This window comes from Geodermatophilus obscurus, assembly GCF_900143215.1.
Classification (GTDB): domain Bacteria; phylum Actinomycetota; class Actinomycetes; order Mycobacteriales; family Geodermatophilaceae; genus Geodermatophilus; species Geodermatophilus obscurus_A.
On record NZ_FRDM01000070.1, the window covers coordinates 1 to 8,014 of the forward strand.

Genomic DNA, 8,014 nt, shown 5'->3' on the forward strand with positions numbered 1-8,014 from the left:
GGTGGTCGACGACCTTGTCCTGCACCAGCTTCGAGGGCGGTCGGTACCCGGCCAGGACGTCGGCAGCGGTGTCCACGGGTGCACCGTAGCCCGGCTAGCGTGGGCCTCCGTGCCCGTGCAGTGGAGCTCCCCGGTCCGGTACGTCGAGTGCGACCAGCAGGGCATCGTCTTCAACGCCCACTACCTGACCTGGGCCGACGAGGCCTCCTACCCGTGGTGGGAGGCCCACGGCCTGCCGTGGGACGAGCTGGTCGCGAGCGGTGTCGACCCGGTGGTCAAGGCCAGCTCGCTGGAGTGGTCGTCGTCGGCGCGCTTCGGTGACACCGTCACCGTGGACGCCGAGACCGAGCAGGTCGGCCGCACCAGCGTGACCGTGCGGTTCACCGTCCGGGTGGGCGAGCGCGTCTGCTGCGTCGTCCGCACCACCTACGTGTGCATCACCCCGGCCGGCAAGGCGCCGTGGCCCGACGACGTCCGCGCCCGGCTCACCGCGGGCTGAGCACGTCCCCGGGCGGCAGCACCGGCAGGCCGGCGGGGGCGCCGTGCTCGACCAGCCGCCACAGCGCGCCGGTGTCGGCGTGCTCGGCGACCAGGTCGCCGAGGGCGTCCAGGCGCCGCTCGCGGACGGCGGCGAAGTCGGTGTCCGGCGCGGCGACGAACCGCCGTCCGGCCACCCGGGCGACCTCGGCGAGGAACGCCCGCCGGAAGCCGTCGACCTCCAGCGTCCCGTGCCACGTGGTCCCGAACACCGACCCGGCGCGGGCGCCGTCGAGGAAGCGCTCCGCGGTGTCGTCGACGGTGACCACGCCGTGGTGGATCTCGTAGCCGCGCACCTCCCGGCCGAGTGCGGTGCCCACCGGCCGGCCGAGCGTCTTCTCGCGGGCGAACCGGACGTCGGCCGGCAGCAGCCCGAGGCCGGGGACCGTGCCGGCCCGCGACTCGACGTCGTCGGTGATCGTCCGGGCCAGCATCTGCGAGCCGCCGCAGACGCCGAGCACCGGCCGGCTCGCGGCGGCGTGCCGGGCGACGGCGTCGGCCAGGCCGGTGGCGCGCAGCCAGCCCAGGTCGGCGACCGTGGCGCGGGTGCCGGGCAGCACGACCAGGTCGGCGTCGGCCAGCTCCTCGGGGGTGGTCGCGTAGCGCACCAGCACGCCCGGCTCGGCGGCCAGCGCGTCGAGGTCGGTGAAGTTGGACAGCCGCGGCAGCCGGGCGACGGCGATCCGCAGCACCTCCTCGCCGTGCGGCGGGCCGGCCGAGGAGACGCCCGTGGGCACGCCGAGGGAGTCCTCCGCGTCCACGGCCGCACCGGGCAGCCAGGGCAGCACGCCGAGGATCGGGCGGCCGGTGAGCGCGGTGAGCTGCTCGAGCCCGGGGCGCAGCAGCCGGACGTCGCCGCGGAACTTGTTCACCAGGAAGCCGGCGACCAGCCGCTGGTCGGCGGGGGGCATGAGCGCGACCGTGCCGTACAGCGCCGGGAAGACCCCGCCCCGGTCGATGTCGCCGACGACGACCACCGGCAGCCCGGCCGCGGTGGCCAGGCCCATGTTGGCGATGTCGTCGGCACGGAGGTTGATCTCGGTGGGGGAGCCCGCGCCCTCGCAGACGACCACGTCGAAGCGGGAGCGCAGGTCCTCGAGGCTGGCCAGCACCTGCTCCAGCAGGGCGGCCTTCATCGGCCGGTAGGACAGCGCGGTCACGTCGGCCACGGCCCGGCCGAGGACTACGACCTGGCTGGAGTTCTCACCCCCGGGCTTGAGCAGCACCGGGTTCATCGCCGCCTCGGGCTCGATGCGGGCGGCGGCGGCCTGCATGACCTGCGCCCGGCCGATCTCCGCGCCATCGGGGGTGACCATCGAGTTGTTGCTCATGTTCTGCGCCTTGAACGGGGCCACCGTCACCCCCTGGCGCACCAGCCAGCGGCAGATGCCGGCGGTCACCACCGACTTCCCGGCGTCCGACGTCGTCCCGGCGACGAGCAGGGCGCCGCCGGAGGCCGGGCGCCGGGGAACGGTGCCGCTCATGCCGCCGGCTGCCCCCAGCCGGCCTTCTCCTGACCGGAGAGCTCGGCGATCGCCTCCATGACCCGGTCGGTCACCACGCGGCGGGCCCGTCCGTTGCCGGCCATCCCGCGCTGCTCGGGGAACGTCAGCGGTTCGCCGAAGGTGACCGACACCTTGTGCGGCCGCGGCCAGCGGGAGTCGACCGGCTGCACCCGGTCGGTGCCCCGCACGGCCACGGGGACGACGGGGCAGTCGGCGGTGAGCGCCAGCCAGGCGACCCCGGTCTTGCCGCGGGCCAGCCGCCCGTCGCGCGAGCGGGTGCCCTCCGGGTAGATGCCGAAGCCCTCACCGCGGCGCAGCACGCCCAGCGCGGTGTCCAGCGCCTCCTGCGCGGCCCGCGACGTCTGCCGCTGCACCGGCATGGCGCCGAGCGCGGTGAACAGGGTCCGGGTCAGCCAGCCGCCGATGCCCGTGCCGGTGAAGTACTCGGCCTTGGCCAGGTAGTGCACGCGGCGCGGCGCGGACAGCGGGATGACCATGCTGTCGATGAAGGACAGGTGGTTGCTGGCCAGGATCACCGGCCCGGTGGCCGGCACGTTCTCCCGCCCCGTCACGTGCATGCGCAGCACGACGTGGAACAACGGGCGCAGCAGGAACCGGACGACCAGGTAGAGCACGCCGCGTCCCCCTTCTCGGCTCGGGGGCGCCGGCGGCCGCCGGCGACTGCGGCATTCTCCCGTGCGCCCCGGGAGCGGCTGTCTCCCGGGGCGCACGGCGCGTCGTCAGGGGTGCGGGCTGGGTGGGCAGACGTCACGCATGAGCGCCTGGATGTCCTCGGGCAGCCCGGCGTGCCCGGCCGCCGACTCGACGATCGCCACGGCGACGTCGCGCACCTTGCGGTGCGAGTTGCTCGAGATGTGCGCCAGCAGGTCGAAGGCGACCTGCTCACCGCAGCTGGTGAGCAGCATGAGGATGCCCTTGGCCTGCTCGATCGCCGCCCGGCTGCTCATCGCGGTGCGCAGCTGGGTCACCTCGGTCTCCAGGGCCTGCACCCGGTCGTCCCCGGACTCGCCCCCGCCCGGCCGGGGCGCCGGCGGGCGGGGCTCCGGCGGCAGCTCCACGAGCACGCCCTCCAGGGCGTCGACCGCCCCGGCCGCGTCCACGACGGGCTCGCCGACGAGGACGGCGGGGCGTTCCACCCCGCCGCGGCTGCCCAGCCGCACCCGCAGGGCGAAGGGCACGCCGGCGGAGCAGGCGCCGGCGATGGCGTCGAGGGCCCGCGGCCGGTCGCCCGGGTGGATCGAGCGGACCAGCAGCTCGGTGCACGGATGGGCGCCGTTGCGTGCCAGGTTGAGCAGCGCGGACATCTCCGGGGACCAGGTCCACGTGCCGGCGCGCCGGTCGTAGCGGTACCGGCCGGCCAGCCGCCGGGGGGAGGAGGCGCTGTGTGCCGGCTGCGGAGTCGGACGGGTGCGAGGGGCCGTGCTCCGTGTCAGGGCGGGGGGATGGGTCGCGGTCATGTCGACTCCATGGGTGTGCCGCCGGGGCCGGCCCGGCCAGGGCGCCGCCGGCCGTGTGTTCGACCGTCGCGGTGTGCCGGTGACCCGAGGTCACCAACCGCTCCGTGTCCCCGGACCGTACGGCGTCCTGCGGCGACACGCACGCGCGTCGGCACCGATCCGTCACCCCGTCCCGCGTGTCCCGGTGCGCCGTCCCGAGGCGGTCACGGAACGGCGCTGAGTAGCAGCGGGGAGTCAGGGGCGGGGCAGGACCCGGGCCGCCGCGGCGAGCGCGGCGGCCGCGGTCCACACCGCGCGGGAGAGCCGCACGGCCCGGGGGACGTCGCGTGCCGACGGCGCCCGTCCGCTGCCGAGGGCGGGACGGTCCTCCACCCGGCTGCCGTAGACGTTGCGGCCACCCAGCCGCAGGTCCAGGGCACCGGCCAGCGCCGCCTCGCACCGGCCGGCGTTGGGCGAGGGGTGGGCCGCGCCGTCGCGGTGCCACACCCTCCACGCGCGGCGCGACGAGCCACCGGCTAGTGGAGCGGTGGCCACGGTGAGCGCGGCGGTCAGCCGGGCGGGCAGCCAGTTGGCGACGTCGTCGGCGCGCGCGGACGCCCAGCCGAAGCGCGCGTACCGCGGTGAGCGGTGGCCCACCATCGCGTCGAGGGTGTTGACGGCCCGGTAGCCGAGGAGGCCGGGCAGGCCGGCCAGCGCACCCCAGACCAGCGGGGCCACGGCGGCGTCGGAGGTGTTCTCCGCGACCGACTCGACCGTGGCGCGGGCCAGGTCCGGGACCTCCAGCCCGGCGGGGTCCCGGCCGGCCAGGGTGGGCAGCAGGGCACGGGCGGCGGGCAGGTCGCCGGCGTCCAGGGTGTGCGCCATCGCCGTCCCGGCGCGGCCCAGGGACGTGCCGCCGAGCACGGCCCAGGTGGCGGCGGCGGTGACCAGGGTGCGAGCGCCGGGCCGGCCGCGGGTGGCGCGGTCGAGCGCGACGCCCAGGCCGGCCGCCGCGCCGGTCAGCAGCCCCGCGTGCGCCACCCCGGCGGCGCGGGAGTTCCGCCAGGTCCGGCGTTCCAGGGCCGCGGCGGCCCGGCCGAAGCCGGCCACCGGGTGCCACCGGCGCGGGTCGGCCAGCAGCAGGTCGGCGGCGGCGCCGAGGGCCAGTCCCGCGGCGGTCGGGAGGTCACGCGCGGGGAGCACGGCGGTCATCGTGCCAACCGGCCCGCGCGGCGCCGTCCCTAGGATCGGTGGTCATGCGCCTGCCCGGCCGTTACAGCGGCGTCGCCCGGCCGATCGTTCCCTACGGCAGCAACCCCGTGCTGCACCGCCCGTGCGCCCCGGTGACCGCGTTCGGCAAGGACCTCCGCCGGCTGGTCCTCGACATGTTCGCCAGCATGGAGGCCGCCGACGGCGAGGGCCTGGCGGCCAACCAGATCGGCGTCGACGCCCGCGTCTTCGTGATCGACTGCCCGGACGCCGAGGGCGAGGACGTCGTCGGCTACGTGGTGAACCCGGAACTCACGGTCCTGGAGCCGCGCGAGGGCGAGCCGGCCGAGGAGGTCACCGACGAGGGCTGCCTCTCGGTGCCCGGCCCCTACGCCGAGCTGCCGCGTGCCTTCCGCGCCCGGGTGGACGGCGTCGACGCGGACGGTGCGCCGGTGTCGATCGAGGCGACCGGGATGGCCGCCCGCTGCCTGCAGCACGAGGTCGACCACCTGGACGGCACGGTGTACGTCGACCGGCTGCCCGAGGAGCTGCGGGAGCGGCTGCTGGCGGAGGCGGCGGGGCCGGCGGGGGAGCTGCCCGCGTGACCGAGGTGGTCGTCGTCGGGATCGGCGCCGACGGGTGGGACGGGCTCTCGCCGCGGGCCCGCCGGGCGGTCGAGGGCGCCGACGTGCTGCGCGGCGGCGCCCGCCAGCTGGCCCTCGTGCCGGACGACGTCCCCGCCGAGCGGGTGCCCTGGCCCGCACCGATGGCCCCGGCGCTGGCCGGCCTGCTCGAGGAGCACCCGGGCCGCCGGGTCGTGGTGCTGGCCAGCGGCGACCCGATGCTGTCCGGCGTCGGCACCTCGCTGGTCCGGCTGCACGGGGCGGGCGCGGTCGAGGTGGTCCCGCACCCGTCGTCGGTGACGCTGGCCTGCGCCCGGCTGGGCTGGGCGGTGGAGGAGACGCAGGTGGTCTCCGTGGTGGGCCGGCCGGTCGAGCTGGTCGTGCCGCACGCCACCCCCGGACGGCGGTTGCTGGTGCTCGGCTCCGACGGCGGCACCCCCGCCGAGGTGGCCGCGCTGCTGACCCGGCTCGGCTACGGCGCCAGCCGGCTGGTCGCGCTGGCCCAGCTGGGCGGTCCGGAGGAGCGGCGCTCCACCGGCACCGCCGCCGGCTGGCCGCACGGCGGGACCGACCCGCTCGTGGTCACCGCCGTCGAGGTGGTCGCCGACCCGGGCACCGTCGTCCTGCCGACCGTGCCCGGGCTACCCGACGCGGCGTTCGAGGACGACGGCCAGCTGACCAAGCGTGAGGTCCGCGCCGTGACGCTCTCCCGGCTGGCCCCGGTGCCCGGGCAGCTGCTCTGGGACGTCGGCGGCGGGGCCGGGTCGATCGGCATCGAGTGGATGCGCACCTCCCCGTCGTGCCGGGCGGTCGCCGTCGAGGCCCGGGCCGACCGCGTCCAGCGCATCCGCCGCAACGCCGTCCGGCTGGGCGTGCCGGGGCTCGAGGTGGTCGAGGGCTGCGCGCCCGAGGCGCTCGCCGGGCTACCGGCGCCGGACGCGGTGTTCGTGGGCGGCGGCGCGACGGCGCAGGGGCTGCTGGAGGCGTGCTGGGCCGCGCTGCCGGTCGGCGGACGGCTCGTGGCCAACGCGGTGACGGTCGAGAGCGAGGCGGTCCTGGCGACCTGGTTCGCCGGGGTCGGTGGGAACCTCGTGCGGCTGGCGGTGCAGCGGGCGGAGCCGGTCGGCGGTTTCACCGGCTGGCGGTCCGCGATGCCCGTGACGATCTGGAGCGTGACGCGATGAGTTGTTCGCCCGTAGGGCGTCGGTGGGCGCGGTGTGGTGCCGGAGGCTCCCGCCGCGAACGCCGGGATGGGCTCCACGACGGTCGGGGACGGCACCTGGTCGCGGTGTCGTCCGGTAGGACGACGCTGTCCTCGTGACCGTGCACTTCATCGGGGCCGGCCCGGGGGCGGCCGACCTGGTCACGCTCCGGGCCGCGCGGATCATCGCGGCGGCGCCGGTCTGCCTCTACGCCGGCGCGCTGGTGCCCCGCGAGCTGCTCGACACCGCTCCGGCCGGCGCACGGCTGGTCGACACCGCCGACCTCGACCTCGACCAGATCACCGCCGAGCTGGTCGCCGCGCACGAGGCCGGCCTCGACGTGGCCCGGCTGCACTCCGGCGACCCGTCGATCTACAGCGCCGTGGCCGAGCAGATGCGCCGGCTCGACGCCGCCGGGGTGCCCTACGAGGTCGTGCCCGGGGTCCCGGCGTTCGCCGCGGCGGCCGCGGCGCTCAGGCGGGAGCTGACCGTTCCGGGGGTGGGGCAGACCGTCGTCCTCACCCGGACCAGCGCCCGGTCCACCCCGATGCCGCCCGGCGAGGAGCTCGCCGCCTACGCGGCCACCGGCGCGACGTTGGTGCTGCACCTCGCGGTCCAGCGGATCGCCGAGCTCGCGCCGGAGCTGGCCGAGCACTACGGGGACGACGGCCCGGTCGCCGTGGTGGCCCGCGCCAGCCGGGACGACGAGCTGGTGCTGCGCGGCACGCTGGCCGACATCGCCGGGCAGGTCGAGGCGGCGGGCGTGACGCGGACGGCGGTGGTGGTCGTGGGCCCCGTGCTCGCCGCGGCGGAGTTCCCCGACAGCCACCTGTACTCGACCACCCGCCTCCGCTGATGTCAGGCGCGGCCCACGACCGTCCCGGCGCGGTCGATCACCACGACGTCGACCGCGACCGGCGCACCCCGCAGCACGCCGAGGGCGGTCTCCCGGGCGCCGGCCGCGACGAGGTCGCCCAGCGGCAGCCCGGCCGCCTGGCACTGCTGCAGCACGTCGAGCGCGGTGTTGGCGCCGCGCACCCCCTCGACCAGCTGCGGCGCACCACCGGCGCCGCGCACCATCGCGGCCAGCGACGCCGTCGACACCTGCGAGCGGCCGGAGTGCAGGTCCAGGTGGCCGTCGGCGAGCTTGGCGAGCTTGCCGATGCCGCCGGCGACCGTCAGCCGCGGCACCGGGTGGCGGCGCAGGTACTTCAGCACCGCGCCGGCGAAGTCGCCCATGTCGAGCAGCGCGTCCTCGGGCAGCCCGTACAGCTCGGTGACCACCCGCTCGCTGGTCGAGCCGGTGCACCCGGCGACGTGCCGGTGACCCGCAGCCCGGGCGACGTCGATGCCGCGGCGGATCGAGTCGATCCACGACGAGCACGAGTAGGGGACGACGACGCCGGTCGTCCCCAGGATCGACAGCCCGCCGAGGATGCCCAGCCGCGGGTTCCACGTCCTGCGGGCGAGCTCCGCGCCGT

At 76.9% G+C, this 8,014-nt stretch carries 9 protein-coding genes; 4 read left to right on the forward strand and 5 right to left on the reverse strand.

Annotated elements, in window-relative coordinates; all coding sequences use genetic code 11:
* The first annotated feature begins 109 nt into the window (after positions 1 to 109).
* The gene (locus BUB17_RS24575; RefSeq protein WP_072921372.1) at positions 110 to 499 is read left to right on the forward strand and encodes an acyl-CoA thioesterase; all 390 of its coding nucleotides are present in this window, start codon (positions 110 to 112) and stop codon (positions 497 to 499) included.
* On the opposite strand, the gene BUB17_RS24580 is transcribed toward BUB17_RS24575, so the two are convergent.
* The 4 genes from BUB17_RS24580 to BUB17_RS24595 all read right to left on the reverse strand — a co-directional run bounded on the left by BUB17_RS24580 (position 486) and on the right by BUB17_RS24595 (position 4,711).
* Positions 486 to 2,021, reverse strand: coding sequence for a cobyric acid synthase (locus tag BUB17_RS24580; protein ID WP_072921374.1), 1,536 nt, complete (start codon positions 2,019 to 2,021; stop codon positions 486 to 488). The genes BUB17_RS24575 and BUB17_RS24580 overlap by 14 nt on opposite strands.
* Entirely contained in the window at positions 2,018 to 2,677 is a 660-nt protein-coding gene (locus BUB17_RS24585) for a lysophospholipid acyltransferase family protein (protein ID WP_072921376.1), read from the reverse strand. The genes BUB17_RS24580 and BUB17_RS24585 overlap by 4 nt, the downstream gene beginning before the upstream one ends.
* A 105-nt stretch (positions 2,678 to 2,782) precedes the next feature.
* Positions 2,783 to 3,520, reverse strand: a complete 738-nt coding sequence (locus BUB17_RS24590) for an ANTAR domain-containing protein (RefSeq protein WP_072921378.1) — start codon at positions 3,518 to 3,520, stop codon at positions 2,783 to 2,785.
* A gap of 234 nt (positions 3,521 to 3,754) precedes the next feature.
* Positions 3,755 to 4,711, reverse strand: a complete 957-nt coding sequence (locus BUB17_RS24595) for a cobalamin biosynthesis protein (RefSeq protein ID WP_072921380.1) — start codon at positions 4,709 to 4,711, stop codon at positions 3,755 to 3,757.
* 44 nt (positions 4,712 to 4,755) lie between these two features.
* Here BUB17_RS24595 and def point away from each other — a divergent pair, with 44 nt between their 5' ends.
* The 3 genes from def (at position 4,756) to cobM (ending at position 7,389) form a co-directional block, all read left to right on the forward strand.
* Positions 4,756 to 5,313 carry a peptide deformylase gene (gene def, locus BUB17_RS24600; RefSeq protein WP_072921385.1) on the forward strand — a complete coding sequence of 186 codons (558 nt, stop codon included), beginning with the start codon at positions 4,756 to 4,758 and terminating at the stop codon, positions 5,311 to 5,313.
* On the forward strand, positions 5,310 to 6,515 hold the full coding sequence (gene cbiE, locus BUB17_RS24605) for a precorrin-6y C5,15-methyltransferase (decarboxylating) subunit CbiE (protein WP_072921388.1): 1,206 nt from the start codon (positions 5,310 to 5,312) through the stop codon (positions 6,513 to 6,515). Before def ends, cbiE begins: the two co-directional genes overlap by 4 nt.
* 133 nt (positions 6,516 to 6,648) lie before the next feature.
* On the forward strand, positions 6,649 to 7,389 hold the full coding sequence (gene cobM, locus BUB17_RS24610) for a precorrin-4 C(11)-methyltransferase (RefSeq protein ID WP_072921391.1): 741 nt from the start codon (positions 6,649 to 6,651) through the stop codon (positions 7,387 to 7,389).
* A 2-nt stretch (positions 7,390 to 7,391) separates the two neighbouring features.
* Here cobM and cbiD read toward each other — a convergent pair.
* Positions 7,392 to 8,014, reverse strand: a 623-nt coding sequence (gene cbiD, locus BUB17_RS24615; protein ID WP_141243199.1) for a cobalt-precorrin-5B (C(1))-methyltransferase CbiD, incomplete at its 5' end; no start/stop codon positions are given.

What these genes read in the sequence shown, in the direction of transcription:
- BUB17_RS24580 (WP_072921374.1), bottom strand. Translation starts at nt 2,021, where the DNA reads ATGAGCGGCACCGTTCCCCGGCGCCCGGCCTCCGGCGGCGCCCTGCTC.
- def (WP_072921385.1), top strand. Translation starts at nt 4,756, where the DNA reads ATGCGCCTGCCCGGCCGTTACAGCGGCGTCGCCCGGCCGATCGTTCCC.
- BUB17_RS24590 (WP_072921378.1), bottom strand. Translation starts at nt 3,520, where the DNA reads ATGACCGCGACCCATCCCCCCGCCCTGACACGGAGCACGGCCCCTCGC.
- BUB17_RS24595 (WP_072921380.1), bottom strand. Translation starts at nt 4,711, where the DNA reads ATGACCGCCGTGCTCCCCGCGCGTGACCTCCCGACCGCCGCGGGACTG.